Annotated in this window: 24 protein-coding genes; 10 read left to right on the plus strand and 14 right to left on the minus strand. The window is 68.4% G+C overall.

Translation table 11 applies throughout. The annotated features are described in order from the left end of the window. The first annotated feature begins 64 nt into the window (after positions 1-64). A complete protein-coding gene (locus HUA76_RS41255) occupies positions 65-1,708 on the plus strand; it encodes an LVIVD repeat-containing protein (RefSeq protein ID WP_174457730.1) in 1,644 nt (547 codons plus the stop codon). Positions 1,709-1,780: 72 nt separating this feature from the next. On the opposite strand, the gene HUA76_RS41260 is transcribed toward HUA76_RS41255, so the two are convergent. From HUA76_RS41260 to HUA76_RS41270, 3 genes are all read right to left on the minus strand, one after another. Beyond that, entirely contained in the window at positions 1,781-2,293 is a 513-nt protein-coding gene (locus HUA76_RS41260; RefSeq protein WP_371823598.1) for a hypothetical protein, read from the minus strand. 122 nt (positions 2,294-2,415) lie between these two features. Continuing rightward, positions 2,416-3,273 carry a hypothetical protein gene (locus HUA76_RS41265; protein WP_174464003.1) on the minus strand — a complete coding sequence of 286 codons (858 nt, stop codon included), beginning with the start codon at positions 3,271-3,273 and terminating at the stop codon, positions 2,416-2,418. A 7-nt stretch (positions 3,274-3,280) separates the two neighbouring features. Further along, the gene (locus HUA76_RS41270; protein WP_174464004.1) at positions 3,281-5,203 is read right to left on the minus strand and encodes an SPFH domain-containing protein; all 1,923 of its coding nucleotides are present in this window, start codon (positions 5,201-5,203) and stop codon (positions 3,281-3,283) included. Positions 5,204-5,345: 142 nt separating this feature from the next. Between HUA76_RS41270 and HUA76_RS41275 the strand changes: the two genes are divergently transcribed. Next, positions 5,346-6,689, plus strand: coding sequence for a sigma 54-interacting transcriptional regulator (locus tag HUA76_RS41275; RefSeq protein ID WP_174464005.1), 1,344 nt, complete (start codon positions 5,346-5,348; stop codon positions 6,687-6,689). A gap of 134 nt (positions 6,690-6,823) precedes the next feature. On the opposite strand, the gene HUA76_RS41280 is transcribed toward HUA76_RS41275, so the two are convergent. The 3 genes from HUA76_RS41280 to HUA76_RS41290 all read right to left on the minus strand — a co-directional run bounded on the left by HUA76_RS41280 (position 6,824) and on the right by HUA76_RS41290 (position 10,560). After that, a complete protein-coding gene (locus HUA76_RS41280) occupies positions 6,824-7,846 on the minus strand; it encodes a hypothetical protein (protein WP_174464006.1) in 1,023 nt (340 codons plus the stop codon). A 150-nt stretch (positions 7,847-7,996) separates the two neighbouring features. Continuing rightward, the gene (locus tag HUA76_RS41285) at positions 7,997-8,992 is read right to left on the minus strand and encodes a bifunctional helix-turn-helix transcriptional regulator/GNAT family N-acetyltransferase (RefSeq protein WP_174464007.1); all 996 of its coding nucleotides are present in this window, start codon (positions 8,990-8,992) and stop codon (positions 7,997-7,999) included. A gap of 221 nt (positions 8,993-9,213) precedes the next feature. Further along, entirely contained in the window at positions 9,214-10,560 is a 1,347-nt protein-coding gene (locus HUA76_RS41290) for a thioredoxin family protein (protein WP_174457727.1), read from the minus strand. Between the two features lie 139 nt (positions 10,561-10,699). Between HUA76_RS41290 and HUA76_RS41295 the strand changes: the two genes are divergently transcribed. Continuing rightward, positions 10,700-11,647: a hypothetical protein gene (locus HUA76_RS41295; RefSeq protein ID WP_141641425.1), complete on the plus strand. Its 948-nt coding sequence runs from the start codon at positions 10,700-10,702 to the stop codon at positions 11,645-11,647. A gap of 86 nt (positions 11,648-11,733) precedes the next feature. Here HUA76_RS41295 and HUA76_RS41300 read toward each other — a convergent pair whose 3' ends face one another. Next, the gene (locus HUA76_RS41300; protein WP_174464008.1) at positions 11,734-12,189 is read right to left on the minus strand and encodes a MarR family winged helix-turn-helix transcriptional regulator; all 456 of its coding nucleotides are present in this window, start codon (positions 12,187-12,189) and stop codon (positions 11,734-11,736) included. 30 nt (positions 12,190-12,219) lie between these two features. Between HUA76_RS41300 and HUA76_RS41305 the strand changes: the two genes are divergently transcribed. Continuing rightward, a complete protein-coding gene (locus tag HUA76_RS41305; RefSeq protein ID WP_174457725.1) occupies positions 12,220-13,377 on the plus strand; it encodes an NAD(P)/FAD-dependent oxidoreductase in 1,158 nt (385 codons plus the stop codon). Positions 13,378-13,403: 26 nt separating this feature from the next. Here the strand turns inward: HUA76_RS41305 and HUA76_RS41310 are convergent, their stop codons facing one another. Next, the gene (locus HUA76_RS41310) at positions 13,404-13,832 is read right to left on the minus strand and encodes a hypothetical protein (protein ID WP_174464009.1); all 429 of its coding nucleotides are present in this window, start codon (positions 13,830-13,832) and stop codon (positions 13,404-13,406) included. Positions 13,833-13,946: 114 nt separating this feature from the next. Here HUA76_RS41310 and HUA76_RS41315 point away from each other — a divergent pair, with 114 nt between their 5' ends. Both HUA76_RS41315 and HUA76_RS41320 read left to right on the plus strand, forming a co-directional pair. Continuing rightward, positions 13,947-14,708 (plus strand): hypothetical protein, encoded by a 762-nt coding sequence (locus tag HUA76_RS41315; protein WP_174464010.1) that lies wholly within the window; start codon positions 13,947-13,949, stop codon positions 14,706-14,708. A 1-nt stretch (position 14,709) separates the two neighbouring features. Then, positions 14,710-15,369 carry an SCO family protein gene (locus tag HUA76_RS41320; protein ID WP_174457722.1) on the plus strand — a complete coding sequence of 220 codons (660 nt, stop codon included), beginning with the start codon at positions 14,710-14,712 and terminating at the stop codon, positions 15,367-15,369. 82 nt (positions 15,370-15,451) lie between these two features. Here the strand turns inward: HUA76_RS41320 and HUA76_RS41325 are convergent, their stop codons facing one another. The 3 genes from HUA76_RS41325 to HUA76_RS41335 form a co-directional block, all read right to left on the minus strand. Continuing rightward, positions 15,452-15,646, minus strand: coding sequence for a hypothetical protein (locus HUA76_RS41325; RefSeq protein WP_174464011.1), 195 nt, complete (start codon positions 15,644-15,646; stop codon positions 15,452-15,454). A 16-nt stretch (positions 15,647-15,662) separates the two neighbouring features. Then, positions 15,663-16,382 carry a DUF1775 domain-containing protein gene (locus HUA76_RS41330; protein WP_174457721.1) on the minus strand — a complete coding sequence of 240 codons (720 nt, stop codon included), beginning with the start codon at positions 16,380-16,382 and terminating at the stop codon, positions 15,663-15,665. A 170-nt stretch (positions 16,383-16,552) separates the two neighbouring features. Beyond that, the gene (locus HUA76_RS41335; RefSeq protein ID WP_174457720.1) at positions 16,553-17,842 is read right to left on the minus strand and encodes an AAA family ATPase; all 1,290 of its coding nucleotides are present in this window, start codon (positions 17,840-17,842) and stop codon (positions 16,553-16,555) included. A 170-nt stretch (positions 17,843-18,012) separates the two neighbouring features. On the opposite strand from HUA76_RS41335, the gene HUA76_RS41340 reads away from it, so the two are divergent. Then, complete coding sequence (locus tag HUA76_RS41340) at positions 18,013-18,858, plus strand: DUF2911 domain-containing protein (protein WP_174457719.1); 846 nt, start codon at positions 18,013-18,015, stop codon at positions 18,856-18,858. 25 nt (positions 18,859-18,883) lie between these two features. Here the strand turns inward: HUA76_RS41340 and bshA are convergent, their stop codons facing one another. Genes bshA through bshC form a run of 3 tightly spaced genes read right to left on the minus strand, consistent with a single transcriptional unit; the run spans position 18,884 to position 22,472 of the window. Further along, positions 18,884-20,047, minus strand: a complete 1,164-nt coding sequence (bshA, locus tag HUA76_RS41345; protein ID WP_174457718.1) for an N-acetyl-alpha-D-glucosaminyl L-malate synthase BshA — start codon at positions 20,045-20,047, stop codon at positions 18,884-18,886. Continuing rightward, entirely contained in the window at positions 20,044-20,850 is an 807-nt protein-coding gene (bshB1, locus tag HUA76_RS41350) for a bacillithiol biosynthesis deacetylase BshB1 (protein ID WP_174457717.1), read from the minus strand. Before bshB1 ends, bshA begins: the two co-directional genes overlap by 4 nt. After that, the gene (gene bshC, locus HUA76_RS41355) at positions 20,847-22,472 is read right to left on the minus strand and encodes a bacillithiol biosynthesis cysteine-adding enzyme BshC (RefSeq protein WP_174464012.1); all 1,626 of its coding nucleotides are present in this window, start codon (positions 22,470-22,472) and stop codon (positions 20,847-20,849) included. Before bshC ends, bshB1 begins: the two co-directional genes overlap by 4 nt. Positions 22,473-22,616: 144 nt before the next feature. Here bshC and HUA76_RS41360 point away from each other — a divergent pair, with 144 nt between their 5' ends. The 3 genes from HUA76_RS41360 to HUA76_RS41370 are packed head-to-tail and all read left to right on the plus strand — an operon-like array spanning position 22,617 to position 26,979. Beyond that, positions 22,617-25,103, plus strand: a complete 2,487-nt coding sequence (locus HUA76_RS41360; protein ID WP_174464013.1) for a PIG-L family deacetylase — start codon at positions 22,617-22,619, stop codon at positions 25,101-25,103. After that, complete coding sequence (locus HUA76_RS41365) at positions 25,100-25,270, plus strand: hypothetical protein (RefSeq protein WP_174464014.1); 171 nt, start codon at positions 25,100-25,102, stop codon at positions 25,268-25,270. Before HUA76_RS41360 ends, HUA76_RS41365 begins: the two co-directional genes overlap by 4 nt. After that, a complete protein-coding gene (locus HUA76_RS41370) occupies positions 25,267-26,979 on the plus strand; it encodes a sodium:solute symporter (protein ID WP_174464015.1) in 1,713 nt (570 codons plus the stop codon). Before HUA76_RS41365 ends, HUA76_RS41370 begins: the two co-directional genes overlap by 4 nt. Positions 26,980-26,987 lie beyond the last annotated feature (8 nt).

The raw sequence follows: 26,987 nt of genomic DNA on the forward strand, positions 1-26,987 counted from the left end.
GCAGCGTCGTCTCCTCCGGAATGGCACCCATGCCCCTTCATGGTGGCCTTCCAGGAGGTTCCACATGGCGATGTCCCTTCGGGTCCTGCTGTTCACCGGGTTGCTGTTGATGTCCGTGTGTCTCTCTGGCTGTGAGGACTCACCCGACCCGGACTCCTCCGACTCCGGGTCGCCTGATGCGGGGCTCCCCGACGCGGGACCCGTGGTCTGGGATGGCACCTATACCGAGCTCGAAGAGCGCGGAGACATCCTGGACACGGGGCCCTTCGCGCCGTGCACCTTCGATACCCGGGACGCGGGTGCCACGACGTGCGAGGAGCTGTCCCGCTTCGACCTCTCCCAGTGCAATCTCGGCTCGCTGTCCGAGGTGGAGGCCGGGTCCATCTACTTGTACCCGCTCCGGGACGCACGGCCCGTTCCGGACGGGGGCAACGCCGTCATCGAGGTGGGGGGCGTCCACTTCACGGAGGATGGCGGCAACATGTTCTATGTGCCCTTGCCACTGAGGGACACGGGACCTGGGCGCTTCTTCGTGCGTGGTTTCGCTCCTGCTTCGACGGCCGCCATCACCCTGGCGGGCTGCGAGCAGAAGGAGACCGACATCATCACCGGGTGCTTCGCCTACTGCTACCGGGCGCGGCTCATCCGGTCGGGAACCTTCGAGGCGCATCGGGTCTCCAGGTGGGGAGGAGAGCCCGAGTCCTCCGGTGGCCTGGAGTTGCTCTCCGAGGGTTACACTCCCCTGGGCCACCCCCTGGACCTCTACGTCACCAAGGGGCACGCCTACGTCGTCTCGATTCCCAAGCAGGTCCGCACGGGCGGCCTTTCCATCTTCGACGTCAGCAACCCGCGCGCGCCCGTCCTCAAGAAGACCCTCTCCCTCCCCGGGGACAACACCTGGAACGGGGTCTGGGCCAAGGGTGATGCCCTGTATATCGCCAGCAACACCTCGGGGACGCTCGTCTACGACATCTCCCAGCCCGCCGAGCCCCTGTTCATCCGTGGCCTCACCACGGGAGGCACGGGGACACATACGGTGCTTGTCGATGGAGACCGGCTCTACTCGATGGCGCCTGGCACCGGCACCTTCGTGCATGACATCTCGGAGCCGCTGTCGCCGCGTCTGCTGACGGTCATCGCGCTGCCCGACGCGGCCCTCCTGGGCGGTCCCCACGACACCTTCGTGTACGAGAACCGCCTGTATGTCAGTGATGCCTTCCGCGGCTACTTCGTCGTGGACGTCACCGACCTGGACCATGTCCGCGAGCTGGGTGGGTACGTCCGTCCGGACTTCACCTTCGCGCACCACAGCGCGGTGGGTACCTTCGCCGGGCGGACCATCGCCTTCGAGGGCGGAGAGTTCCAGTACGCCCATCTGCGCGTGCTCGACGTCACCCGTCCGGAGCGCATCGTGAAGATTGGCGAGTTCCGCACCCACCGGCCCTTCACCTCCATCCACAACCTCCTCCTGCGCGACAATCTCCTCTACATCGCCTGGTACCAGGACGGCGTGCGTGTGCTGGATGTGTCCAATCCCACGCGCCCCCGGCAGGTGGCCCACTACAACACCTTCCGCGAGGCGGACCCCTACCGCACCGAGAGCCCCTTCGAGGGGCTGCTCGGCATTCGCGTGCCCGGCGACGGGTATGTGTACGCGGCGGACTCCTCGCGCGGCCTGCTCATCTTCAACGAACTCGCCCAGCCGTAGCCCTCGTCCACGCGGACTCCGGGAGCTGGGCGTAAGGGGGACGCCCGCTTCTGGAGTTCGTATTCTCAGGCCCTAGCCATCGGCCCGGGAGAAATCCATGACCCAGTTCGTCTCCCACGTGTTCCCGCCGTCCGAGGAGAACGCCTGCTCCCAGCGCGGCTTCGCCGTGGTGACGCGCGACCAGGTGTAGCGGACGCGGATGGGCTGACCCTCGAAGGTGTCCACGCCCTCGAAGATGCCAACGTCGTCCGTGAACGAGCCGACCACGGGCGGCTCAAGGGCGCCGCGGCGGTTGTCCACCCAGTAGATGGACCACTGCTTCGTTTCCGGATTGAAGAACTGGAACGCGGAGCCGATGAAGCCGCTCCAGTAGTCGGTGCGGTACTCGTCCTCGATTCCCATTCCGCCCAGAAGCGGGCGGGCCACGCTCGTGGCCTTGAACTCGATCCACTCGGTGGAGCCCTTGAGCCGCTCGCGCAGGCGTCGATTGTGGATGTCCCACCGGCCGACCCAGAAATCGAAGGCACGTGCTCCGTCCCGGGTTGGCACGACGTCCTTCTGCACCACTGCTTGCTCCTTGTTCACGTTCACTCCTGTGTCATTCCCCGACGGGGGAGGGCGAGGAGCACGGTAGGAGGCATATAGGGTGGAATCGGCCCTCATTCGGACAAGGCGGGTCCGAATGGTGGTGGGGCGGCGCTCCAGAGTCACCGCAACAGGTCCTCGAGCGACAACGCTCCCTGGGTGACCTCCACCTGGGCCCCAGCCAGGGACCGATAGAGAGGGGGCAGCACTCGCCGCGGCATCAATCGCGGTCTGACCGTGCGCAGTCGTTCCAGCACCCAGGGCCATCCAGGTGACTCGCGCTCCGCATCCGCCTTCCGTGCGAGCACTCGGAGTTCCTCGAGGTCGAGGGGCGTCAATGGCGCGCGATGACAGAAGTCATCCAGGCGCCGCGCCAGCTCCAGCACCGCCGCGCCCGCGGGCGGAGGTCCGTCTCCCAGCACCCAGCGTGCGATGGGAAGCACCTCCGCTGACGTGATGGGAACAGGCGCATGGAGCCGGGAGAGCTCGCTCGCGAGCTTCGTGCGCGCCCCCGCCATGGCGCTCTCCAACGCCAGCCGGGTCGCGGTGGCTGGCGTCTGCTGGAGCAGCAGCTCCGCCCGTGACAGCGCGCCAACGCACTCCCCGGTGAGCCCCACCTTCAGCGCACGCAGCTCCGAGAGGGCTCCGCGAAGTCCCGTCAGCATGGCGACGAGGACCTTCGCATCACTTCCGGTCGCGACCGCCGCCGCCTCCGCGACGGTGACCGGCGTATCCTCCCCCATCACCGGGCCCAGGACCCGGATGAGCTCGTCCGCGATGCGCGGGTCGACCTCCTCCTCCACCTCGACCGCGGCTTCGAGGAGCGTGGCGAGGCCGCGCAACGCGGCGGGCCCGGCGCCTTGAGGGAGCGCCCGGAGCGCCCGCAGCAGTTCTTGTCTCGCCGCTTCGGCCAATAGCCCTCCCACGCTCGACACCCTCCGCGCACCCGCGTCCTTCCGTGGGTGCGCGGCCTTCGCCATCAGGACTTCACGCCTCCTTGGGGCCGTGCACCATGCCGTTGGCCTGCGGCGGCTTCGAAGGCCGCTGCGGCACCTGCGGCGTGGCCCCGCTCTGGAGCACCCGCGCCATCAGCGCACCCAGCAGCCCCTGCCCTCCCGCTCCCTCCTGACCCAACGCGATTTCCGGGACGAGCTTGACCCCGTGCTGCGCAAGCACCGTGGCCAACTGCACCGCGGTGAACGCCTGGGCACCGAGCGCCGTCACGCCGGTCCGATACGCCTCCGCCTTCGCCTCGCCCACGAGCCGCGTCGCCTCGGCCTCCGCGCCGCCGTGCAGTCGCTTCGCCGTCGCCTCCGCCTCCGCTCGCTGCCTCATGCCGTGGGCCTCCGCCTCCGCGCGCTGCCTCATGCCGTGGGCCTCCGCCTCCGCTTGCAGCCGCGTGCGGGCGGCCTCGCCCTTGGCCGTCTCCTCCACGGCGAGCGCACCCTTCTCGCTGATGGCGACCATCTGCTCGCTGCGCACCACCTCGCCCTGCATGTTCGCCACCGACGTCGCGCGCTCCAGCTCGCGGCGCCGGACCTGCGCCTCGCGCTGCACCTCGTAGGTGCGCTGGAGCTCCTCGGCGATCTTCCGGTCCGTCTGCGTCTTCATCAGCTCCGCGGGCGGCTGGATGTCGCCGATGAGCGTATCGATGCACTCGACGTCATACGCGCCCAACGCGCCGCGGATGGCCTCATACGCTTCTCGCTGGCGGTCCGTGCGCGCGGACAGGAACTCCAGCACCGACACCTGCTGCGCGGAGTTGCGGAAGTAGTTGGCCACCGTGGGCTGAAGTACATGGTCGACCAGATTCTGCATGGAGCCCACGCGGGAAATCACGCGCGGCGCCTGCTTCATGCTGATGTGGATGATCTGCGACACATCGAGCGTGAAGCTGAACCCATCCATCGAGCGCACGGTGATGGGGCTGAGCTTCTCGTCGTACTTGTGCTGCTCGGTCCGCTGGGCCCAGTTGAGGACGATGTTCGTCGTGGGCACCAACTCCACCTTCATCACCCGCGTGTTGAGCGGGTGCTTGCCGGGCAGCAGCGGCTCAATCCACACACCCTTGCGCCCGCGCTCGACGAGGTCTCCATGGGTGAATTCGTCTCCCGACACGTCCAGGTGCTCGCGTCCCACGTAGCTGACCACGACGCCCACGTAGCCGATGGGGACCTCCGTCATCGGCGTCTGCTCCACCCGCACGAACCACGGGTTGAGGTTCCACGAGCCCGACAGCAGCACCTGCTCTTGCAGGCCTCGGCAGCCCCCCTCGTCCAGGAAGCGCTGCGCGCTCTGGAACGAGTCATGTCCGTCCACCGGCGCGCCCGCCAGGTCCCCCGCCGGAATGGGGCGGCCGTCCAACGTCGTCACGATGCCCACCTTGTCCATGCCCATGTTGAAGACCTCCAGGTCCTCGGCGGACATGTCGAACTCCTCCGCGTTCTCCGGGGTGATGACGGTGAACAGCGCGGGGTTGATGCGATAGGTGCCCGCGGTGAGGAAGGCGAGCTGGCGGCCCTTCTGCCCGCCATCGTCGAGGAACGCACGCGCGTCCTGGAAGTCGTCGCAGCCCACCTCGCGACCGAGGATGTTTCCGGCCGGAATCGGCGCGCCGCCGTTCGCGACGACGAGCGCGATGTGTCCCTGCCGCACCACGACCACCGGGACGTGCGTCACCTTGAAGCGCCAGAACGGGTAGCCGAAGTGCCACCCCGGCGGGAGCAGTTGCGCCTGGTAGCCTGCCTCGCCCTCCACCGCGACCAGCCTTCCGGGCGGCAGCGGCGCGCCGTATTTCTTGATGACCAACCCCGACTCGTTCTCGCCGATCACCTGCAAGCCGCTGAGCACGAGCACCAGCCCGATACCCAGCAGCAGCGCGACCCCGACCAGAACCACGTTGTATTCCATGAGGCCCTTCTCCCACGGCCCGCGGGAATGCGGGTGCCCCCCTCAGTGCATGCGCCCTGCCAGGGCCAAGTGGCTGGAACTCCTGGAGTCGCGTGACCGGCACCTGATTCAAATCATGCCACTTCCATGTTTGAATCGTGGAATGCGCAAACTCCTCTGGAAAGGTCCTGCTCCAGGACGAGCCCTGCTCCAGCATTTGAATGATGCGGGCTGGCGACTCGGAGGAGCCGAGCCCCGGGTGACGGTGGTGTGCTCCGCGCAGCCTCGGCTCGCGAGCGCGCCGAAGACGGGGCGGTGGTTGTGGCTGTGTGAAAGGGCCGTCCCCGTCGACGCGCTCCGGCTCGCGGTGGAGCAGGGGGCCATGGACGTGTTCTGGAAGGGAACGAGCGGCTGGGAGGCGCGGCTGCTGCGGCGGCTGGAGGAGAGCCTCATCGAGGCTCCGGCGCCGAAGGTGCCCGGGACGCTCATCGCGCACAGCGCGGCGGCGAAGGCGCTGCTCGCCCAACTCGCCCAGGCCGCTCGCACCTCGATGCCGGTGTTGCTCACCGGAGAGACGGGGACGGGCAAGGAGGTCGCCGCACGGCTCATCCACGAGTGGTCCGAGCGGCGCTCGCACACGTTCGTGCCCATCAACTGCGCGGCCATCCCCAATGAACTCATGGAGGGCGAGCTCTTCGGTTACGCGAAGGGCGCCTTCTCCGGCGCGGTCCATGGGTATGACGGACTGGTGTCCGCGGCCGAGGGCGGCACGGTGCTTCTGGACGAGATTGACGACACGCCGCATGCGCTCCAGTCGAAGCTGCTGCGCGTGTTGGAGGACCGGGTCATCTCGCGACTGGGAGAGAACGCGTGGCGCAAGGTGGACTTCCGCATCCTCGCGGCGACCAATCGTGACTTGAGGCAACTCATCGAGCGCGGCCTGTTCGGCGAGGACCTCTACGAGCGCCTCGCCACGGTGCAGATTCACCTGCCCCCCTTGCGCGAGCGGCAGGAGGACGTGGCGCCACTCGTGCTGCACTGGATGGAGCGCTACTACGCCGTCGAGGAGCCGGCGCCGGACAGTCCGCGCGTCCGGAGCGCGACACCCGAGACGCTCGACGTGCTGCGCGCCTATCCGTGGCCCGGCAACGTCCGCGAGCTGCGCAACGTCATCTACGGCGCGCTGGTGGCCAAGCGCGCCGGGGACGAACTGCTCGTGTCGGATCTGCCGCGGCGGTTGTGGCAGCGCGAGCGCGCGAGCAGCTCCGCGCTGGTGTCCGAGCACGAGGTCGAGCGCCGGGTGACGCTGGGGACGATGAACCTGCGCGCCGAAATCGAGCGACTGGAGCGCATGGCCCTCAAAGCCGCGTTGCGGCGCGCCAGCGGCAATGCCTCGGAGGCCGCGCGCCTGTTGGGTGAAGTCGGCCGTGGCACGGCGAAGGACCCCGGGGGCACGGTGCGCACGATGATGAAACGGCTCGGCGTGACGGTTCGCGGCGGCAAGTGAGCCTTGAGGTCGGATGCCCCGCCCCGACAGCCAGACCGCGCCGAACTGGCCGAACGGCGACCCTCACTCGAATCGAGGTGTTCGCCGTGGCTGGTGGGCCCTGTGCGTCGGGGACCTGTCCGCTCGACATGAGGCTATAGCTTCTTGCCCTCTTGGATCTCCTTGTCGATCTTCTCAATCGTCGTTCTGAGGTCCTTGATGGATTCATGGGCCAGGGGTTGGATGTATTGAAGGTAGAAGTTGCTGTCGTGCTTGAATGGAGCGGGTACGCGCGTGTTCTGCATGGTGCCGTGGTCGCGCTTCAGTTCATCGGCGACAAGCACCAGATTCTCCTTCTTCTGCTCCGGGTACTCTCCCTGTTTCCAGTTGAAGTAACCCGGCTTCTGGTAGACGCGAAACGGACCTGAGTTCTTGTTGCTGCCAATCTCGAAGAACTCCCATTTGGTGCTGTCCGTTGTCTTCACGTCCGTACCCTTCCGCTTGCGTTTCAAATTATTGAACGCGAGTTGGTGCTTGCTCGTGATGGAGCCGAAAACCGCCTCTGCATTGGTTTGCTGGTCGAAGGTGGCGTTTTCCAGGCCGCTCGCGCTCAGGTCGAAGATTTGGCCGTACTCGTTTGAAACTTCAAGGTTGAGGCTGCCCAGGCACTGGTTCTCCACATCAAAAGCACCCGTTCGGGAGAAGCTGATGAAGGTTTCGGTGAATGGCTTTGACGGATAATCATGGACCCATTGGCTGGGGCCGATTTTCAGGTCGAGCACGATGCCCACGCGAGTGCCTGCGATAAATGACTTGGTCAGGTCTCCGATGGCGTAGCTGGTGTAGCCGACGCCGATGTCACCAATCCACCGACGCAGGAGTGCCCGGGTGGTTGGCATGACCGTGGTCGCGGCTTCGAGAGCGTCCGTGAGGGAAACCACGGAGAGGGTCTCCTCGGTGACCTTGGGGGACTCGAGCGCGGAACGGGCATCCTCGTGGAAGATCGCGCTCACGGCGGCATTCCCCTGCGGGGCAGGGTGCTTGTAGATGGTGACCGTCCAGCCACACGATATCCAACTCAGGATGTTGAACGCCGACTGGCAGCTGATCAGTCCGTTCCCAATCCAGACACAGTTGATCTTCTTTTGATCCGTGGGAAGCGCTGCCAGGCTCGTCATGATGAACTCCATCGCGGGGAAAATCTGCTGGGAGCATCTCGTGACGAGGTAGCCGAATCAAGGTTGCGCGCGTGTCGAAGCCAGCTCAGGCGCCGACGGGCTGGCGAAACATGTGAATGGTCAGGTCGACGTTCGGGAACCGCCACTCGGTCATGACTCCCGCTGTGAAGACGGGGGCAGGGGATTCAGGTCACCCCTCGGCCTGTATGACATCGCCACGTCACATCTCGCGTAGCGCGCCCCGAACAGCCGCATGATCTCCGCGTCGTGCACGAAGCCCAGCTTCTCGTAGAGGTGGATGGCTGGCGCGCACTTCTTGTTGGTCAGCAGGTAGACCTTGTCGAACCCCAGGCTGGAGGCCCGCTGCAGGGTCTTCGCGAGCAGGAACTCGCCGACCTTCAGGCCCCGGGCGCTCTTCAAGACGCCCATCTTGGTCAACTCGACCCAGCCGCCCTTGGACACCATCAGGGCGCAGGTCCCGACCACGCCCAGTCGTGGCGTCTCGGCGAACAGCACCACGCCTCCCTTGTCGAGGATCAGCTCACGCGGCTTCGACAGGAGGGCGATGTCGTTCTCCTCGAGGGTGAACATGTCCTGAATCCATTCGGCGTTGATCCGATGGAAGGCCTCGGCCAGGTCGTCGGAGAAGTCGCGCGCCCACATCGCGGGCGGACCGGCGGCTTCGCTCCGGCTCAGCAACGAGGACTCCGCCAGCCGCGCCTCCACCCTGGTCAGGCCCTGCATGAAATCGCCCGACAACCCCTCGACCAGCGAGGCCGCGGCGGGCTCGATGCGCGGCAACAACTGCGTCTGGACGCGGACCATCAGGGCCTCGCCCTTTTCTGTCAGCGCCAGGCGCTTGGCGCGCTGGTCGTCCGGCGAGCGCCGCACTTCGACGAAGTCTTCCAGGGTCCCGAGCGCGCGAGTCACCGTGGGTTGGGCCACCCGCAACCGTTCGGCCAGTTCTCCCACCGTCATCGGGCCGTGCAGGCGGAGCGTCATCAACATCGACATCTGGGCTGGCTGGACTGGCAGGTCCAACGAGCGGGCCACTTCAGCCGCGTCGGCCTGCATCCGCTCGGCGAGTCGCTTGAGACGGCTGCCCAGAAAGCCCACGCCAAGTCCCGCAAGAAGATCCACTTCCATGTCGCACCTCCACATTCATAGCGCGCTATATATCTAGCTATGAATCGGGTGGAGCGCAATGGACTTTCCGGCGGGGCGACGTGCACCTCGTCGTCCAGCGGCACCGAATGTCCGTGTCGAGGCCCCGTCGCGTGGACCGCCAACGCCCCGCGGAAAACGTCCACCGCGCGCCCAGCCTGATGCGGATGCACCTCAGGCCCTGTGCGTCACCCGTCCATCGCTCACGGTGACGGAGGGCCGCCTTCCGCGCGCAGCTGCGAGAGGACCCGCTCGAGGACCTGTCGCTGCAGGTGGTTCTTGGGAACGGACGCTTGTTCCAGCTCGCTCAACGCCTGCGTCAGCAGCGCTTCCGCCTGGGCACGCTTGCCGCTCGCGCTGAGGATTCGCGCCTGTCCCGCGAGGACCGTCCCTCGCGAGGCCCCCTTGGCGAGTGACAACGCGCGCTCACTGGCGGCGAGGGCCCGCTCGTGCTGTCCCGCCATCAGGTGCAGCGTGGCGAGCCGCGCGGGCGGGTTGTAGTCCTCCGGCAGCTCCCGCTCACTGCGCTCCAATCGCGAGAGGGCTGCCTCCGGGCGAGCCAGCAGCGCGACCGCCATCACCCGATGCGAGTCGAGCGCGGCCCGCTCCTCGGCGCTGCGCGCGCGTGTGGCCTGCTCCTCCAGGAAACGCCACCACGTCTCCGCCAGCTCGCGCATGCTCGCCTCGTCTCCCGACGCCTCGTGGACCTCGCAGCCCACCTCGTAGAGCGAGGAGCGCAGCGCTGGCGTCAGCGTGCCTTCGGGCGCCTCACGGGCCCGAGCCGCCTCCTGGGCGAGTTGTTCGCGCAGCGCTCGAGCCTCATCCGTCTTCGCATCCAGCGCGCAGCCCATGCCCACGTACAGCACCCGGGTGCGGTCATCCACGCGGGGCAGGTGCCCAAGCTCCTGGGCCGCCACGCGCATGCAGGAGACCGCGTCGCCCATGGCGGTGAGCGACTTGAGCCACGAAACCACGGCGCTGGCCCGGCGCGAGTCCTCGGGCGTCCAGTGCGCCACGGCCTGCTGGTAGGCCGCCGCTGCCTCCGCGTGGTGGCCGGTGAGCGCGAGCCCGTCCGCCCTGGACAGCTCCTCCCCGCCCGCGCGCCCCCGCTGGAAGGCCTGCTCTCCCTGCGCGAGCAACCCGAGCAACTGGGGCACGGACACTCCGCCCAGCGAGCGCACGAGGACCGCGCCCTGTTCCGGCTCCAGGATGAGCACGGTGGGCCACGTATCCACCGGATAGCGCTGGAGGAAGGCCTCATTGGCCGGGGCATCCGTGTCGATGGCGAGCCAGACGAAGCGGCCCTCCTGTTCCCCCAGGGCGGGTGAGGTCAGCACCGTCGAGCGCATCGAACGACACGACTGGCACCAGGGCGCCCAGGTCTCCACGAAGAGGGGCCGCTGCTTCTCCCGCGCCTCCCGAAGCGCCCTTTCCCAATCATTCTCGATGAATGCGGGCCCTGACTTGGAATTGGCGCGCTGCGTCGAAGGACTGCTGGAGGCGCAGCCCCAGAGCAGGAGCAGGACACCGAGGACAGGTCTCATCGTCATGGTTTCTCCAGGGATGTCGCGGGGATGTCGCCCCAGACATTCCCGAAACCGGCCGGGTTCCCACCTGCGACGCAACTTCGTGCGGGCTCTGTGAGAAAATGATGGAAACGCCCAGCACCCCCATGGGCGGGAGCCCTTCATGAGCCCCATCGACCGCAACCGTCCCGCTGCCACGCCTGTCGCCTCGACGCAGACCTCGCGCGCGTCCCTGAAGAACCCGCTGGGCGGACTGGTGGAGGCCGCGAAGAACGGGCTGAAGGAAGTCCCGCGCTTCCTGGAGCAGGGCAAGGATGTCTTCGAGGCCACGCACCTGAGCGAGGTCAAGAAGCTGTTCGGCGGGGACTCGAAGCCGGACCGGACGCAGGACGGCAAGCTCATGGGCGCCAAGGGGCAGACCTTCGCGCCGGGCACGCCGCTCAAGGACATCCCGGGCGTCACCCCGCGGGACAACCCGAACCCTTCGAAGACCATCCTCTACGTCAACGGCATCATGACGCCGGCGGCCAACCAGCTCGGCGAGATGAAGGCCATCGCGGAGAAGGCGGATGCGCGCGTCATCGGCATCCACAACGCGACGCAGGGAATCGTCGCGGACCTGGCCCAGTGCGTGGGTGACAAGCTGGACAAGGGCAAGAACCCCGCCGTGGACACGCTGGCGGACACCCTCTACGGCGAGCTGAAGGCGGGACGCGACGTCCACCTGATGGGCTACAGCCAGGGCGGCCTCATCACCGCTCGCGCGCTGTTCGACGTCGAGCGCCGGCTGCGCATCGAGGACGGCATGTCCCCCGCGCAGGTCGAGAAGGCGATGGGCAAGCTGAGCGTGGAGACCTTCGGCGCCGCGTCCACCAAGTACCCGGACGGACCGAAGTACGTGCACTACGTCAACAACGCGGACGCGGTGCCCACGCTCACCGGCCTGGGCGGCAGCTTCGACCCCGTCGCGTTCGCGAAGGACGCCGGCAAGGGCGCCGTGGTGCACCGCTTCACCGATGGCAACCTCAACCTCATCGGCAACCACATGCTGGACACGATGTACATGAAGCACCGCGTGCCCTTCGAAGAGGCCCGCGCCGGCAACTTCTAGTGTCCTGACGTCCTGACGGCAGGAAGAGGGTCAGCGCCACGCCGGGCACGGCCCTGCTCCGGTGGAATCCCAGTAGGGACCCGGCGCTAACCCTCTGTTTCAAGGTTTTGAACGACGCGCTGCAGGAGCTCACGCAGGAGTGCCTTCTCCTTCTGCGTGAAGCCCGCGGTCGCCTCGTCCTCTCCGCGCATCAGCGCCGCTTTCGCTTCGGGAAGCCGGGCGCGGGCCTGGGGAGTCAGCGAGGTGAGGCTTGCTCGCTTGTCCTCCGGGTTGGGCTCGCGCAGGACCACGCCGTCGCGCTCCATGCGCGCGAGCATCTCCGCCATCGTCGGCTGCTCGACGCGCGCCCGCTCCGCGAGCGTCTTCTGCGACAGCGTCCCTCCATCCTCGAGCGCCGTCAGGACCGGGAGCTGGCTCATGCCGAGGCCCAGCGGACGCAAGCGTGACTCATGCAGCCGCATGAGCAGCCGTGATGCGCGGTTGATCCAATAAGCCGACGTGGATTCCGGGTTCCAGGCGCGAGCCTTGCGTTCGTGTTGCATAGGGCCCTTTGTAATATTAATTAGGGGCCTATGCAAACTGGAAAGCGCATTGGAATCGTGGGCGGAGGACCGGGCGGGCTGACGCTCGCGCGGATTCTGGCGACTCGGGGCATTGGCTCCACGGTGTTCGAGCTGGATGAGCACCGGCTGTCACGTCCGCAGGGTGGCTCGCTGGACTTGCACGAGGACTCGGCCCTGGTCGCTCTGCGCCATGCAGGGCTCGAGGCGGGGTTCAAGGCGCTCGCGCGCTATGACGACCAGGGCGACGCGCTCTATGACCATCTGGGGACGCTGCGCTTCCAGTTGGGAGGAGACCCAAGTGGTGGCCGGCCCGAGATTGACCGCGAGCAACTGCGCACGCTCCTGCTCGACAGCCTTCCTCCCGAGACGATTCGGTGGGGAAGCAAGGTGCGCGCGGTGGAACCCCTGTCGGATGGGCGCTATCGCGTCGCGAATGAGCACGGCTCGCTCGGTGAGTTCGACCTCGTGGTGGGCGCGGATGGCGCGTGGTCCAAGGTGCGGCCGCTCGTGTCGAGCGAGGAGCCTCGCTACACCGGTGTGATGTTCGTCGAGCTGAGTATCGACGACGTGGACGCGCGGCATCCGGACGTCGCGGCGCTCATTCCTCGCGGCAAGGTTTCCGTGGTCGGCGACTGCCTGGGTCTCATCGCGCAGCGCAGCAGCAACGCGCATGTCCGCGTCTACTTGATGTTCCGCGTGGCCGAGGACTGGCTCCGACACGGCGAGGTGGACCTGTCCTCTCCCGAGCGTGCCCGCGCGGCGCTCAAGGCGCGGTTCACCGGGTGGGCACCTTCACTGCTCCGGTTCATCGATGTGAGCAATGAGACCATCGTCCCGCGTCCCATCATCGCGCTCCCGGTGGGGCATCGGTGGACGCACCGGCCGGGCGTGACGCTGCTGGGGGACGCGGCGCATGTCATGCCGCCATTCTCCGGGGAGGGCGTGAACATGGCCATGCTGGATGCGGCGGAGCTGGCACTGGGGCTCACCGAGGACTCCGACTGGAGTCGCACGGTGGCGGCCTATGAAGCGCGCATGTTCACGCGGGCCGCGGAGGCGGCGGCGGGCGCGATGGAAGGACTCGACTTCGTGTCGGAGCACGCGCTGGCGCACACGCTCGAGCACTTCGAGGCGATTCAGCGGATGGCGGGTGCGCCGCATCCCTGAGCGTGAACACGACAGGGCCGTGAGCTTCAGCGTGCGAGCTGGAGGCGGACCACTGCCTTGTCCTCGACGGAGCCCGACAGGGTGAGCCGCAGCTCCCAGGCGCCGGGCATGAAGAGGTCCAGCTCCGATACCTCGAAGTCGCTCGTGCCCTGAAGCGTGATTCGCGCGGGGCTGTCGAGCCCGTGCCCCATGGTGGGCATCCACGGTTGGAGGGCCAGCACCATGCTTGGGATGGACTTGCCCGTGGCGACTTCGGTGACTCGGATGCGCAGGCGTTGAGGGCCTCGGCGAAGGGGGACTGCGTCGGCGAGTACTTCGATTCGCAGGCGCCCCGTGGTGCTCGTCACGGACGTCACGGGTGTCGCCAGGACGACGGGCTTCTCCGTGGCTGGGGATATCGACGTCGGGGTCGGTGTGGCGCTCAACAGCAGGCACAGCAACATCGCGCTCTTCATTCACCCTCCAGGGCGGGACCTGATGCGCGGGAGCTTGTAGCGACGTGTGCTTCGCCATGGCGCGCGGCAAGTTGCCACAGCGTGTTCGCGGTCCGTTTGCGCGAGGGTGTGGACATGAGTCCTTCCTCTTCGCGTCCGTCGCGAGGTGCCACCCGGCTGCGTTCGTGGGCCTGGTGGTGCCTGGGCGTCTCGAGTCTCGCCGTGTTGCTCTCGCTCTGTGTCGCCATGCTGTCGGTGGCGAGGCTGGTGCTGTCGGAGGAGTCCTGGCTCCCCGCCGACACAGAGTGGGTTCCCAACCCCGTGCCCCTCCATGGACAGCTTCCCCGGTTCGAGCTTCGGGACATGGACGGAGCGCTGTTTGGAACACGCCAGCTTCGGGGACGGGCTTATGTCCTTCAATTCCTCCCAGAGGAGCGCGCGTCCAGCCACCAGCACCTCGTGACGCGGCTGTCCCGGGTGGAGCGCGGACTGGAGGCCGAGCGCATTCCCTTCCGGTTCGTCGTGGTGGCACGCCCTTCTTTCGCTCGGGTCGAAGGACTGGCGCGCGTCGAAGGCGAAGCGGGCGGGAGCGACCGGACGTCCTGGCACGTGCTGGCGGCGGACACCTCGTGGGAGGCGGAGGTGCTGGCGATGCTGAGCGCGGGCGCGCTCGTGAAGGGTGACTCGTCGCAGAGGTGGTCCACGTTGCTGGTGGACCAGGCAGGTGGGCTTCGGGGCGTCTACGACCTGACGGAATCCCCGCGTGTGGTGGAGGCGCTGGTGGCGGACGCGCGACAGGTCTCCGAGAGCGGCCCGGTGCCGGCCCTCGCGGGGCTGCCCATGGACCACCCTCATGTGCTTGGCGTGGGCTGCGTGGGCGAGCGGGGGAGGTACTGACATGGCCGCGCCTGCCTTGGAACACCGCCGTCGTCGCTGGATGGGGTTGCTCGTCGTGGGAGTGCTGGCGCTCGTCGCGGCGCTCGCGCTCCCGTTGCTGCGCGAGTCACGCGCTCGACTGCGGGCGCGGGGGCTGCCCGGGTTCGGGGCCCTGCCGACCTTTCGCCTGACGGACCAGACGGGACGCCCGTTCTCCGACGCGGACCTGCGCGGTGCGGTCGTCGTCGCGGACTTCATCTTCACGCGCTGCCCCACGGTGTGTCCGCTGCTCACGGCGAAGATGGCCCGCCTCCAGCGTCAGGCGCGCGAGGCGGGGCTGTCGTCGGTGCGCTTCGTCTCGTTCAGCGTGGACCCGCGCTACGACACACCGGAGCGGCTCGCCGCGTACGCGAACACACGTCATCTGGACACGAGCAACTGGTCCCTGCTGACGGGGCCGCTGGAGGACGTGGAGGCCACGGTGCTGGAGGGCTTCCGCGTGATGATGGGGCGGGACGCGGACGCGGGTGACGACGACTTCCTCAGCATCTTCCACGGCGAGCACTTCGTCCTCGTGGACGCGGACGGGCGCATTCGTGGGTACTACCGCGTGGTGGATGACTCCGACGGACTGGAGTCGCTTCAGCGCGACCTGGAGGCGCTGGTTCACGCGGCGGATTGATGAAGACCCGCCGCGGGGAGATGGGTCACCTGTCCGGGCTCGGCCCCGCGTTTCGGAGCGAGCCCGGCGAGGGTGTCCGTGCTCAGCGGCCCGGGGGCTTGAGGTCCGCGGGCAGTCCCGGGCCCGTGGGAGGCCGCTCCAGGCCCGTGGGTTGCGTCAGGCCCTGCGTGGGCAGCACTCCTGAATCCGGCGTGGTGGCCGAGGGCGTCTTCGAGCCGCTGTCCGAGCACGCGCAGAGCGCGCACGCGGCAGCCAATGCAAGCAGATGGCGAGTCATGGTGTGTCCTCCCGCCTCAGTACTTGACCCAGATTTCCGTGCCCGGATGAATCTCCGTCAGTTCGTCCGTGTCCGTGTCGGACTCGATGAGGCCCTTCGTCACGGGGTTGGGACTGAACGCGCGATTGCCTGCCCAGACAATCTGCGCGTCGCTGAACACCGCGAAGTCGTGAACGTGCTCCTCCACGGTGTACTTGTTCCAGCCCGGCGTGCGCTTGGGGTAGACGAACAGCGCGGGCGCGGGCTCCGCCTGCGGCGTGGTGCCGGCGTCACCCCCGTGGTCATGCCCCCCCGACGTGCCCACCCACTCCACAATCGTCTCGGCGCCCTGGGCATCCCGGCACGTCTGCGTGGTGGGGAAGTACACGGTGGTGAAGGGTGCATCCGGCAGGCGGGCACGCAGCACCAGCCGGTGCGCATGCGTGTCGGCGGGCAGCACCTCGGCCGTGGAGCCCCGCGTCCACGTGACGGACGTCACGTTGTTGTTCGCGTCCTTCTCCACCACGGCCTTGCCGAAGGTGGAGTCCAGGGGCCGCACGGAGGTGACGCCCGCGGGGATGGCGACCTTGATGCGGTAGGTGTCCGCGCCGCTGCACCCGTGCCCCACGGTGAACTGCGCCTCGTAGGACGTGCCAGCGATTGCGGGACCGGTGCCGGAGACGGCGATGTGGGCGTGGGCGGCGGTGCCGACCAGCAGGCTCGAGAATGCGAGCAACGTCTTGAGAGAGGGCTTCAAGCGGGGCCTCCAGTAAGGAATGACTGCGCCAGCACCTCGGCGTAGCAGACCGCTTCGAGCGCACCGATGCGGCCATTTGCCGCAGCACGACAGGGCAGGCCCATCACTTGCGCCAGACAATCATCCGGAAGCCGGAGGGTGGGCCGCGACAATTCGCCGCACCCCATCGTTCACCACACGGCGTGTTCCCTCAGCAGGGCCCCCAGGGGCCGCGCGCCGCTGCGGTGGGCGTCGAAGAGCTTCGCGGCGAGCTGCCGCGTCGGGTGTGCCCAGCCCATGCGCTCGTGTCCCTCATGCAGCACCGGTGCGCAGTGGATGAGCGCCGCGCGCAGCTCCTCCTCGGAGGCGAACACGGGATGCTCCAGCGGCAGCGGGCTCTGCGTGGCGAGGAAGACCTGCCGTCCGCCCAGCTCGCGCAGGCCCGCCTCCACCCAGCGCGGGTGCAAGCCATTGGCGGGCTCGTCCAGGATGGCGAAGTCCTCGTTGACGTCCAGGTAGTACAAGAGCGACAGCAGCCGCTTCTGGCCGAAGCCCAGCTCCGCCTGCGGCAGCTCGCGCCCGTCGCGTCGGACGAAGTGGAACGCGAAGCCGCCGAACCCCACGCGCCCTCCGTTGTCGAACGAGCGCTTCTCCAGCACCTCCACGCGCAGCCGTCCCGACTCCAGGCCCGCCAGGCTCACGAAGCGCGAGAGGAAGGAGCGCTCCAGCGCGTCGTGGCGAAGCTCCAGGGCATCGAGGAGCGGCTCCTGCTCCACGCGCTCCTTCAGCCACCCGGGCATCCAGCCGGGCAGGGCCATCAGGCCCAGCGGAAACACCTCTCCGTCGCGCGCCTCCATGGCGTAGCGGATGGTGCCCAGGCGCTCGAACATCCCGAGCGCTTCATCGAAGCGCTGCGGCGCCAGCAGGAAGGTCCGCCTCAAGAGCTCCTTGAGACGCTCCTTCATGCCCGCGTCGATGTACTGCGCCGTCATGAACAGCAGCGTCCACACCGAGCGGTCCAGGAGCGACCAGTGCATGGTGCGCGTCCACGCGGCCACGCCGTCCACCTTGCAGTCGATGCCCTCCGCGTCCGCGCGCATCACCAGCCGCGCCGAGGGCGAGGACAGGAGTAGCTCCACCTCGATGAGTGGCTGGAGCCCGGAGTCGGTCGTGGGCGTACGCAGGGGCAACAGCCCCGCGCCCTGCCGCGCGGTGGGCTCCGTGCGCTCGGGCACGCGCGTGTCGTTGCGCGCGTAGACGTGCAGCTTCATGCCGGGGAAGGCGAGCTCGTACTCCAACGCGAAGCGCTCATGGATGAGGCTGGCGAAGTCGGAGGCGAGGACGATGGAGACCAGCTCCAGCAGCGTCGTCCGCCCGGTCCCATTCTCGCCGAGCACCAGGTTGAGTGCCGGGCCGGGCGTCAGCTCGGTGCCGGGAGCCACGCTCCGGAAGTGGTGGACGGTGAGCCGGGTCAGCTTCATGCGGAATCCTCGCCCGGCAGCTTCGTCTTCCCGGGGTACGACGGGAATACCTCGGTCACTGGAGTGTCTGGTGGCTCGCCCGAATCGTTTGGTGAGCGGGGGGCTCGTCTATACACTCCGCCCGCCTTCGCACCCCTCAGGTTCTGTTCAGAAAGGATGATGTGAGGACGATGAAGAACGTTGCCCTCGGATGTCTGCTCTCCGCGCTCGTGGTGTTGGTCGCCGCGCCCGCCTCCGCCCAACTCGAGCTGCCCGCTCCCAGCCCCTCCGCCAAGGTGGCGCAGGACGTGGGTGTCACCTCGGTTTCCATCGACTATTCCAGCCCGGGTGTGAAGGGCCGGAAGGTCTGGGGTGACCTCGTTCCCTGGGACAAGCCCTGGCGCTCGGGTGCCAACTCGGCCACGAAAATCACCTTCAGCCACGACGTGACGTTCGGCGGCAAGGCCGTCCCCGCCGGCACCTACTCCATCGTCACCCTGCCCTCGCAGAAGGGCTGGAAGGTGATGCTGAACAAGGAGCTGGGGCTGTTCTCCTCGGCGGCGCAGTACTCGCCCGCCAACGACGTGGCCACCGTCGCCGCGACGACCGCGGCCATTCCCAGCCGTGAGCGGCTGACGTACGTCTTCAGCAACACCACCGAGGACAGCACCTCGCTGGACCTCGAGTGGGAGAAGCTGCGCGTCTCCGTCCCCATCAAGGTGGACACGGCCACGCTGGCCAAGGCCAACATCGAGAAGGCGGGGCAGACGAGCGCGAGCGAGCAGGCCCAGGCGGCGCGCTACGTGGCGGACTCGACCAAGGACTACGTCGCGGCGCTGAAGCTCGCGGACGCGTCCGTGGCCCTCGACTCCAACTGGTACAACCAGTGGATTCGCGCGGACATCCTCGCGCGCAGCGGCAAGTTCGCCGAGGCCCGCAAGGCCGCCCAGATTTCGTGGGACCTGGGCGAGAAGGACCCGAACTTCTTCTACAAGAACCAGGTCTCCAAGGCCCTGGCGGACTGGAAGAACAAGTAGTCGTCCCGGCGCGAGTGGGGCCCCTTCAGCGTCGGGGGGCTCCGCTCACGAGCCGGCGGTAGAGCGCCTCATACCGGTCGATGGCCGGCTTCATCCTGAAGCGCTCGACGACGTCGGCACGCGCTCGGATGGAGAACTCCTTCCAGCGCGCCGCGTCACGCAGCAGGCCGAGCACGTGGCCCGCCATGGCGCGCACATCGCCTAGCGGAGCCAGGAACCCCGTGTCGCCGTGGCGGACGACTTCTGGAATTCCTCCAACGTCGCTCGCGACCACGGGGACGCCGCAGCTGAGCGCCTCCAGCGCGGCGAGGCCGAAGCTCTCCTGTTCGCTGGGGAGCAGGAAGACGTCGGACGCGGCGAGCACTTCCATGAAGCGGTCCTGCTTGCCCGGGAAGGCCACGCGATGGGCGAGGCCCAGCTCGCGCAGCATCCGCTCCGCCGGGGCGCGCTCCGGTCCGTCACCCACCATCACCAACCGACAGGGCAACTGGCGGTGGACCTCCGCGAAGACGGCCACCACGTCGGTGATGCGCTTGACGGGACGGAAGTTGGAGACGTGGATGAGGACAGGCTCGTGCTCGCCCAGGTCCGGGAAGAGGGCTCGCAGGTGCGCGCGCTCCCGCGAGGGGGCATAGCGCTCCGTGTCCACGAAGTTGGCGATGACCTCGATGGGGAAGCTCTCCGGCAGCCCGAAGCCGCTCCACGTCGCGTCGCGGAGGAAGGCGGACGGCGTCGTCACCGCGTCGCTGCGCAGGATGGAGAAGCGCGTCATCGGCAGGTAGCTGGGGTGCACGCCCACCAGCGTGGTGTCCGTCCCGTGCAGGGTGGTGACGATGCGCGGCGCCCGCTCTCCCAGCACCTCGCGCGCCATCCACGCCGCCGTGGCGTGCGGCACCGCGTAGTGGACATGCAGCACGTCCAGCCGCTCCGTGTTGGCCACCTCAATCATCTTGGAGGCCAGCGCGATGGGGTACGTGCCGGAGCGCTGGAGCGCGGGGTAGTCGCTCTCCGTCACCTCGTGGAACGTCACGCCCCGGGGCAGGCTGTCCAGCCGCGCGGGCGGCTCCCGGGCGATGAAGTGGACGCGGTGACCTCGCTCGGCCATGCCCAGGCCGATGCCGGTGGCGACCATGCCGCTGCCCCCGAAGGTCGAAAAGCAGGTGATGGCGATGGAGAGGGGAGGACTCATCGGCGGTGAGGGAAGAACAGGGGCTTCTCGAAGCTATTCCGGCGGAAGTGTTCCACCGGGTCGATGAGCCCCAACGTCTCCCGGACGACATACGGCTCGCCGTGGGCGACACCCACCTGGGCGCCATAGAACCTGTCCCGCGCCTCCAGCGAGGAGAGAGACAGCGGCGAGCCCACCAGCGTGGCGGGCGCGTCAGGGCGGGGTTCCACCTGACTCGCGTAGCAGCGCACGGCCGCCGTCTTGCTCGCGTAGACGGCGGACACGTCCACGACGAAGCTCGGCTCCGCCAGGTGGCGCAGGGGGTAGTAGAGCACCTGCCGAGGGGTGAACGGGGCGCCGGGCGGCTCGGTCTCGAACTTGCGCACGCCGGCGAAGAACAGCGCGCGAGTCACCAGCGCGCTGGCGGCCTCGTGGTCCGGGTGGCGCTCCTCCTCCCACGGGACGATGACCAGCTCCGGCCGCAGGCGGCGCAGCGCTTCCACCACGCGGGCCACGGCGGACTCGCGGATGCGCTCGGACTCAGGGGCCTCGAAGCCAGCCCACGGGCTGAGCCAGCCATCGGGAAGGCCCAGGTTCTCCCGCACGGACAGGCCCAGCACGCGCGAGGCGGCCTCTGTCTCCGCGGCCCGGCTCTCCAGCGTCCCGCGAGAGCTCTTCTCGCCGCGAGACAAATCGATGATGCCGGTGCGGTGGCCCAGGCTCGAAAGCTTCGCCATCAACCCGCCACAGAACAGCTCCACGTCATCGGGATGCGGACCGAAGGCGAGGGCCTCCAGCCCATACGTCGCGCCGCTCGTGCTCATGGCGTCAGGTCCCGCAGGTCACCGGAGAAGGGGACACACGCGTCGAGCACCTGGCGGGTGAAGGCCCGGGAGCCGAAGCGACAGGCGTAGTAGGCCATGCCGTGGCTGCGCTCCTGCGGAGCCCCGTCCGGGACGAGCATGGCGCGCAGCCGGTCCACGCGCTCGGTGGTGACCTCGTCGCGCAGCGCGAGCGCCCGACCATAGCGGGCCGCGAGACGGGACACGGCGGCGCGCACGGTGCCCCGCGTGCGCTTGAGCGCGTCGAGCAGCTGAGGGTCGAGCTTGAGCATCGACTCGCCCAGTCGGTCCAGCTCCGAGGCGAAGGCACCGAAGAGCCGCGCCTCCAGCGTGCCCGCGGGCTCGTAGGGCTCCGCCGCGTCGCGTGTGGCGAGCCTCGTCAGCAGTGCGTCGCGGGGCTCGCCCACCTCGTCCGGCGTGAGGCCCAACTTGTGGAGAAGTCTGCGGGCTCGGTCGTCCAGCACGCGGAAGCGGGCGCGCGGCACCACGAGTGGCATGGGCCGTCCCGCGTGCTCGTAGAGCGGTGAGAGCTGCGCGAAGTAGGAGACCTCGCCGGGGCCACCGACATAGGCCGCCGTGGGCAGCCACGTGTCCTGGAGGAGCGGACGCAAGAGCGCGGAGGTGGTGAAGCGCAGCGGCTCGCGCTCCAGCCAGTCCATCAACTCCCCCGTCGTCACGGTGGCGCCACGCGGATGGCCCACCAGGCTCCAGGTGTCAGCGCCCGCGGGGTCCAGCCGGTAGCGCGCGCCCTCGATGCCGTCAGGTGAGTAGAAGCCGAGCGGCGAGCCGGGCCGGATGTGGACCTGCTCGGAGAAGCCCGCCTGCGTCAGCGCCTCCACGCGACGCGAGAGCGCGGTGGAGATGGCGGCGGCGTCCTGAATCGCGAGCCGGTGGATGGGCGCGGCGAAGGGCGCGAGGCGGGCGTCCCTCGGGTCGATGAAGACCAGGCCCTCGTCCGCGAAGAGGACGGCGAGCACCTGGGTGAACGCCTCCGCGAGCGTCGCGTCGGGCTGGTAGGCGCGCGCGAGCAGCTCCAGGTGCTCGGAGGCCTGGGGCTCTGCTCCCAGCTCTGCGCGCAGCGCCTCGAGGGCCTGGGTGACACCCGCGCCGAGCTTGCGGTGGGCGACGGGCGCACGCGAGGCGGCGGCCTCGGGCACTTCCAACGCCACGCGCTTCGCGGAGCCCCGGGGGCTCGCGACGAAGCAGTGGTCCACTTCCGGCAGGTCGTGGTCCTCGGTTTGAAGCCAGAAGACGGGAACACAGGGCCGCCCGGTTTCTTCCCGAAGCGCGCGCGCGGCAGTGATTGCGGCGGCGGCCTTGTAGAGCGTGAAGAGCGGGCCGAGGAACAACCCCATCTGCTGGCCCGTCACCACGGCGATGGTGCCAGGGCGGGCAAGCTCCTCCAGATGACGCTCTCGCGCGGGGCTCGGCGCGAGGCGTGCGTTCTGGGCGACCACGACGTCGAGCAGGGCCGACGACATGGGGCGCAAGGCGGATGCGGCCGCGGCCTCCGCGCGCGCGGCGCGATGGCGGAAGCGGTCGGGCAGGAAGGCGAGCGCGCGTGGGTCTCCCTTGAGCCACGCGGTGGGAAAGGAAGGCGTCACGGTGCGCGGTGATAACAGGTCATTCCCTTGCCGGCACGGAGAAGGACCGTGACGCGCACGCGAGGTGAGGCCGTGGCTGGACGCGTCATGGTGATGAAGGTCAGGCGCGCGTGGGTGGAGACCTTGTTGTAGGGTCCGCCGCGGATGCGAACCCTGCTCTTCTTTGGCATGACGCTGGCCATGAGTCTTGGAATTGGGACTTCGGCCTTCGCCCAGGCACCTCGGCAACCCCACGCGGGGGAAATCGCCGCGGGACTCCGACGGCTCGGTGTGACGGGCAGCGTGCTCTACGTCGCGGCCCACCCTGACGACGAGAACACGCGCTTTCTCGCCTGGCTGGTCGGTGAACGCGGACTGCGCGCGGGCTACCTGTCGCTCACGCGTGGCGACGGCGGACAGAACCTCATCGGCACCGAGCAGGACGAACTGCTCGGACTCATCCGCACGTACGAGCTGCTGGCCGCGCGCCGCGTGGACGGCGCCGAGCAGTACTTCACCCGCGCGAGGGACTTCGGCTACACGAAGTCCGCCGACGAGGCGCTGCGCATCTGGGGACACGACGCGGTGCTGGCCGACGTGGTGCTCGCCATCCGTCGCTTCCAGCCGGACCTCATCGTCACGCGCTTCAACACGAAGCCGCCCAACCACGGACACCACACCGCGTCCGCGCTGCTCGCCGCCGAGGCCTTCACCGCCGCCGCCGACCCCAAGCGCTTCCCCGAGCAACTGGACCTGGTGAAGCCGTGGAAGGCGGACCGGCTGCTGAACAACGTCTCGACGTGGAGCCTCAAGCCAGACGCGGACATGTCCGGCTACCTCAAGGTGGACGTGGGCGGGTACGACGCGCTGCTCGGTCGCTCCTGGGGAGAAATCTCCGCGGAGAGCCGCAGCCAGCACAAGAGCCAGGGCTTCGGTGTCCCAGCTGAGCGCGGTCCGCTGCTGGAGTACTTCACGCCGCTCGACGGCACGCGTCCGAAGGCGGACGTGTTCGAGGGCCTGGACCTGTCCTGGCGCCGATGGAAGGGCACGGAGGCGGTGGCCCGCGCGGTGGATGACGCGGTGAAGGGCTTCGATGCGCGTGCTCCTTCCCGCACCGTGCCCGCGCTCTTGCGCGTGCATGAGGCATTGTCCGCGCTGCCTGATGACCATCCGTGGAAGGCGCTCAAGCTGCGCGAGACGGAAGCGCTCATCGCCGCGTGCGCGGGGTTGTTCCTGGAGGCACGCGCTCCGGAGGCCGCCGGTGTGCCGGGCGCTCCGGTGACGCTGAACCTGTTCGCGCTGAACCGCTCGCCCGCCGCGCTTCGACTCGTGAGCGTAACGCTGCCGGGCGGAGAGAGCGTGCCCGTGAATGCGGCGCTCGCGGAGCACACGCCCTTCAAGCTGGAGAAGAAGGTGACGCTGCCGGAGGACGCGGCCATCACCACGCCGTACTGGCTGCGCAAGCCCATCTCTGGAGGACTCTTCACGCTCGAGGACTCGGACCGCGCGCTGACGGGGTTGCCCGAGGGCGGCCCCTCGCTGGCGGTGACGTTCGTGTACGAGGTCGGCGGCAGGCGCATCACCGTGACGCGGCCGGTGGTGCACGTGTGGACGGACCCGGTGCGCGGCGAGCTGTACCGCGCGTTCGAGGTGGTGCCCGCCGTCACCGCGACGCTGGAGCGCGACCGGGTGATGTTCCCCAACGGGGCGACGCAGGCTGTCTCCGTGGTGCTGGGCGCGGGGCGCGCGGAGGCCTCGGGCAAGGTGCGCCTGGAGCTGCCGCAGGGCTGGCGTTCGGAGCCGGTGGAGCACGCGTTCCAGCTCGCCGCGCGCGGTGACGAGCGCACGGTCCAGTTCCGGGTGACGCCGCCCAAGGGCGCCACCGAGAAGGCGCGCCTGCGCGTCGTCGTGGACAGCGGAGGCCGCGCGGAGTCATGGCGCGTGCGCAACGTCGCCCACGAGCACCTGCCGCCCCTGGCGGTCCGCCAGCCCTCCGAGGCGACGCTGATTCCCTTCGCGCTCGCGACGAAGGTGAAGCGCCTGGGCTACATCCCCGGGCCGGGTGACCGCGTGGCGGAGAGTCTGGCGGCGGTGGGGTACGAGGTGACGGTGCTCCCCGAGGAGCGGCTGGCTTCCGAGAAGCTGGAGCGCTTCGACGCCATCCTCGTCGGTGTGCGCGCCTTCAACGCGAATCCCCGCCTCGCCGTGCACCGTGAGCGGCTGCTCGACTACGTGAAGCAGGGCGGACGACTGGTGGTGCAGTACAACACCAACAGCCGCGTGGGCCCGCTGGCCGCCTTCGTCGGGCCGTACCCGCTGGAGATTGGCCGCGAGCGCGTGACGGACGAGACGGCGGTGATGACGCCCGTGTCCAAGGACGAGCCGCTGTTGCGCGCACCCAACCGGCTCACGGCCGCGGACTTCGACGGCTGGGTGCAGGAGCGCGGCCTCTACTTCGCGTCGAAGTGGGATGACCACTACCGCCCGGTGTTCGAGCTGAACGACGCGGGTGAAGCGCCCCTGCGCGGCTCGCTGCTCGTCACTCGCCACGGCAAGGGCGTGTTCGTCTACACGGGCCTGGCCTTCTTCCGACAGCTCCCCGCCGGAGTCCCCGGCGCCTACCGCCTCCTGGCGAACGTCCTCGCGCAATGAGCACTCCCGTGAATCCGTCTCCCTCCCAGACACCGCCCGAGAAGAGGCCGGAGCTGGATGACGCGCCGCCGCTCCTGGGCTCGTGGCGCAATGTCTATCTGCTGGTGTTCGGCGCCTTCGTCCTGTTCCTCGCGCTGTCGTCGCTGCTCACCTGGGTGTACTCGTGACCTTGCTTGATTGGGTGGTGCTCGTCGGAACGACGGCGTTCATCGTCATCTGGGGGATGTGGAAGTCCCGGGGCGCGAAGAACACCGAGGACTACCTGCGCGGTGCGCGCGAGCTGAAGTGGCCCACGATTGGCCTCGCGGTGATGGCCACGCAGGCCAGCGCCATCACCTTCCTCTCCGTTCCGGGCCAAGCGTACGAAGACGGCATGCGCTTCGTGCAGTTCTACTTCGGACTGCCGTTCGCGATGATTCTCATCAGCGCGGTCTTCGTTCCCATCTACTACCGGCTGAACGTCATCACCGCGTACCAGTACCTGGAGTCCCGCTTCGACTTGAAGACGCGCCTGTTGGGTGCCTTCCTGTTCCTGGTGCAGCGGGGCCTCGCAGCGGGCATCACCATCTATGCCCCGGCCATCATCCTCTCCACCATCCTCGGCTGGCCGCTGGAGCCCACCGTCGTCGCGATGGGCGCGCTGGTCATCCTCTACACGGTGACGGGCGGCTCCAGCGCCGTCAGCCAGACGCAGAAGCAGCAGATGGTGGTGATGATGGGCGGCATGGTGGTGGCCGCGCTGGTCATCCTCTGGCGGCTGCCCAAGCACGTGTCGTTCGGCGACGCCGTGGACGTCGCGGGCGCGTTCGGCCGGATGAACGTGGTGAGCTTCGACTTCAACGTCCAGGACCGCTACAACTTCTGGTCCGGCATCACCGGTGGCTTCTTCCTGGCGCTGTCGTACTTCGGCACGGACCAGTCGCAGGTGGGCCGCTACCTGACGGGGCGCTCCATCTCCGAGAGCCGGCTGGGACTGCTGTTCAACGGCGTCCTCAAGCTGCCGATGCAGTTCCTCATCCTCTTCGTCGGCATCCTCGTCTTCGTCTTCTACCAGTTCAGCACGCCGCCCCTGCTCTTCAACGACACGCTGGGCGAGCGCATGCGCGCGACGACGCAGGCGGGGGAGTACGCGGCGCTGGAGGCGAAGTGGGAGCAGGTGCAGTCCAGCAAGCGCGCGGAGGTGGAGCGCTACCTCGCGGCGGGTGACGCGGGTGATGCCGCCACGCAGGCGGGAGTCCGGGAGGCCCTGCGCGCTTCCTCGGGCGAGGCCAGCGCGGTTCGCAAGGAGGCCAAGGCCCTGGTGTCGCGCGCGCTGCCCGGCGCGGAGACCAAGGACTCCGACTACATCTTCATCAGCTTCGTGAAGCGCTGGCTGCCCAGCGGGCTGTTCGGGCTGCTCATCGCCGTCATCCTGTCAGCGGCCATGAGCTCCATCGCCAGTGAGCTGAACGCGCTGGGGGCCACCACGACGGTGGACTTCTACCGGCGCGTGTTCCGCCCGGAGGCGTCGGACCGGCACGTCCTCATCGCCTCCAAGCTGTTCACCGTGTTCTGGGGCCTGGTGGCCGTGGGCTTCGCGAGCTTCGCGTCGCTGCTCGACAACCTCATCCAGGCGGTGAACATCCTGGGCTCCATCTTCTACGGCACGGTGCTGGGCATCTTCCTGGTCGCCTTCTTCCTCAAGCACGTGCGAGGACACGCGGTCTTCACCGCGGCCGTCATCTCCCAGGCCACGGTGATTGGCCTCTTCATGCTCAGCGACATCGGCTACCTCTGGTTCAACGTCATCGGCTGCGCGCTCGTCGTCGCGCTGAGCCTGGCGCTCCAGGTCGTCATGCCTCGCGAGCCGCAGGTCGCGCCGGCCGCCGAGGTGTAGGTCGCGGG

The organism is Myxococcus sp. CA056 (assembly GCF_013336715.1).
Classification (GTDB): Bacteria; Myxococcota; Myxococcia; order Myxococcales; family Myxococcaceae; genus Myxococcus; species Myxococcus llanfairpwllgwyngyllgogerychwyrndrobwllllantysiliogogogochensis.

Bases quoted from the DNA above. Each gene is read 5' to 3' on its own strand.
- HUA76_RS41270 (WP_174464004.1), bottom strand. From the start codon at position 5,203: ATGGAATACAACGTGGTTCTGGTCGGGGTCGCGCTGCTGCTGGGTATC.
- HUA76_RS41340 (WP_174457719.1), top strand. From the start codon at position 18,013: ATGAAGAACGTTGCCCTCGGATGTCTGCTCTCCGCGCTCGTGGTGTTG.
- HUA76_RS41360 (WP_174464013.1), top strand. From the start codon at position 22,617: ATGCGAACCCTGCTCTTCTTTGGCATGACGCTGGCCATGAGTCTTGGA.
- HUA76_RS41265 (WP_174464003.1), bottom strand. From the start codon at position 3,273: ATGGCGAAGGCCGCGCACCCACGGAAGGACGCGGGTGCGCGGAGGGTG.
- HUA76_RS41285 (WP_174464007.1), bottom strand. From the start codon at position 8,992: ATGGAAGTGGATCTTCTTGCGGGACTTGGCGTGGGCTTTCTGGGCAGC.
- HUA76_RS41255 (WP_174457730.1), top strand. From the start codon at position 65: ATGGCGATGTCCCTTCGGGTCCTGCTGTTCACCGGGTTGCTGTTGATG.
- HUA76_RS41325 (WP_174464011.1), bottom strand. From the start codon at position 15,646: ATGACTCGCCATCTGCTTGCATTGGCTGCCGCGTGCGCGCTCTGCGCG.
- HUA76_RS41305 (WP_174457725.1), top strand. From the start codon at position 12,220: ATGCAAACTGGAAAGCGCATTGGAATCGTGGGCGGAGGACCGGGCGGG.
- HUA76_RS41295 (WP_141641425.1), top strand. From the start codon at position 10,700: ATGAGCCCCATCGACCGCAACCGTCCCGCTGCCACGCCTGTCGCCTCG.
- HUA76_RS41365 (WP_174464014.1), top strand. From the start codon at position 25,100: ATGAGCACTCCCGTGAATCCGTCTCCCTCCCAGACACCGCCCGAGAAG.
- HUA76_RS41300 (WP_174464008.1), bottom strand. From the start codon at position 12,189: ATGCAACACGAACGCAAGGCTCGCGCCTGGAACCCGGAATCCACGTCG.
- HUA76_RS41290 (WP_174457727.1), bottom strand. From the start codon at position 10,560: ATGACGATGAGACCTGTCCTCGGTGTCCTGCTCCTGCTCTGGGGCTGC.
- bshB1 (WP_174457717.1), bottom strand. From the start codon at position 20,850: ATGAGCACGAGCGGCGCGACGTATGGGCTGGAGGCCCTCGCCTTCGGT.
- HUA76_RS41320 (WP_174457722.1), top strand. From the start codon at position 14,710: ATGGCCGCGCCTGCCTTGGAACACCGCCGTCGTCGCTGGATGGGGTTG.
- HUA76_RS41315 (WP_174464010.1), top strand. From the start codon at position 13,947: ATGAGTCCTTCCTCTTCGCGTCCGTCGCGAGGTGCCACCCGGCTGCGT.
- HUA76_RS41335 (WP_174457720.1), bottom strand. From the start codon at position 17,842: ATGAAGCTGACCCGGCTCACCGTCCACCACTTCCGGAGCGTGGCTCCC.
- HUA76_RS41280 (WP_174464006.1), bottom strand. From the start codon at position 7,846: ATGACGAGCCTGGCAGCGCTTCCCACGGATCAAAAGAAGATCAACTGT.
- HUA76_RS41310 (WP_174464009.1), bottom strand. From the start codon at position 13,832: ATGAAGAGCGCGATGTTGCTGTGCCTGCTGTTGAGCGCCACACCGACC.
- HUA76_RS41275 (WP_174464005.1), top strand. From the start codon at position 5,346: ATGCGCAAACTCCTCTGGAAAGGTCCTGCTCCAGGACGAGCCCTGCTC.
- bshA (WP_174457718.1), bottom strand. From the start codon at position 20,047: ATGAGTCCTCCCCTCTCCATCGCCATCACCTGCTTTTCGACCTTCGGG.